We start from the raw sequence: 1195 nt of genomic DNA on the forward strand, positions 1-1195 counted from the left end.
CTTTGAAAAGCAAAATGTCGCTTAGCTAAGTGTCCAGTCTGACTGGAGCAGATCACTTGTAACGCTATAACTCTCCTTATGAACAACACCTTACTAACCTTAAACTGCAAGGTAAACCACCTGCAACTATTGATGCCTATTCTCGTGCGGTTCGTCGAAAGGCATTTGATAATAAGGAGAATGGCATCAACCAAAATAGAGGAGGTGTGACGACGAAAGAAACGAAAATAGCTAACTGGTTAATAAGATTGCTATCGCAACCTTATCTTGGCCTCGCTCGCCTTGAGAAAAACCTCAAAGCGATGTGCCCTTCAAACTAAATTACACAATTTACTTAATAAAGTGGCTTCGGGCTTATTCAACACTTGGGATTTAGTGTTGGCTACGCAACACCTTAATCCTTATTAATTAGCTTAAATTTCAACGAATTGTGCATACGGGCAAGCACTCACAAGTTCACTTTTAACACCTTTAATTAAGTGCTCTGAAACCCAAAAGTCCAAAGCTCCATCGGATTCATTAAACAGAGTTACGCACGTCCCTCCAATCGGGTCTTTCACAAACTGAATACGGACAATGCTAGTAGTACATATCGTGCTGCCTTTTAAGCTAAGGAATCGTTCCACAGCCAGCTTGCGGATCGTTATTTGATTACCCTCAACCTCGATGATTGCTTTGAGCTTTGAAGTTTTCAATTCGAACAAACCAAACAAGGCAGGAAACACAAATGTTGCGCATAAAACGACAATGATTATTGAAATAACATCCATAGCTTCACGTCCCTTTAAGCTAACGCCTGCATAACACGTTTGCTACGATACAGACCTAGCTGAATTTTAACGCCTTAATCACTGAAACTAAAGGCAAACTGACAACGCCGAGTGTAGCAAATCGTGTTGATGCATTTGTTGAACGAAGCCGCTGCGCGGCAGAGTAAAGCGAGTGCAAACCATACTCTTGTCACACCATCATTTTGATGGTCGTTGACAGGAGTAACTTATGAATCCCACCGACTTAAAACGCTACAACGCCCTTTATGAACAACACCTTACCAACCTAAAGCTGCAAGGTAAACGACCCGCGACCATTGATGCCTATTCTCGTGCGGTTCGTCGGATCACCGCTCATTTCGATCGCGTCCCTGACACATTAACCACGGCCGATCTCAAACAGTTCTTCGCGTCTCTTATCCAAA

Annotated in this window: 2 protein-coding genes and 1 pseudogene; 2 read left to right on the top strand and 1 reads right to left on the bottom strand. The window is 42.8% G+C overall.

All coding sequences use genetic code 11. The features are described 5' to 3' along the window. Positions 1–62: 62 nt before the first annotated feature. Positions 63–158, top strand: a pseudogene (locus AB6C75_RS23530) (integrase); the annotation flags it as partial. A 255-nt stretch (positions 159–413) separates the two neighbouring features. Here AB6C75_RS23530 and AB6C75_RS23535 read toward each other — a convergent pair. Beyond that, positions 414–770: a hypothetical protein gene (locus AB6C75_RS23535; protein WP_269337437.1), complete on the bottom strand. Its 357-nt coding sequence runs from the start codon at positions 768–770 to the stop codon at positions 414–416. A gap of 229 nt (positions 771–999) precedes the next feature. On the opposite strand from AB6C75_RS23535, the gene AB6C75_RS23540 reads away from it, so the two are divergent. After that, positions 1000–1195 (top strand): phage integrase N-terminal SAM-like domain-containing protein (locus AB6C75_RS23540; RefSeq protein ID WP_372109524.1); only part of this gene is annotated, 196 nt, incomplete at its 3' end.

Origin of the sequence: Vibrio sp. 10N.237.312.B06, from assembly GCF_041464685.1 — a bacterium.
GTDB lineage: Bacteria > Pseudomonadota > Gammaproteobacteria > Enterobacterales > Vibrionaceae > Vibrio > Vibrio tasmaniensis_A.

Coding starts and splice junctions, on each gene's coding strand:
- AB6C75_RS23535 (WP_269337437.1), bottom strand. CDS start 770: ATGGATGTTATTTCAATAATCATTGTCGTTTTATGCGCAACATTTGTG.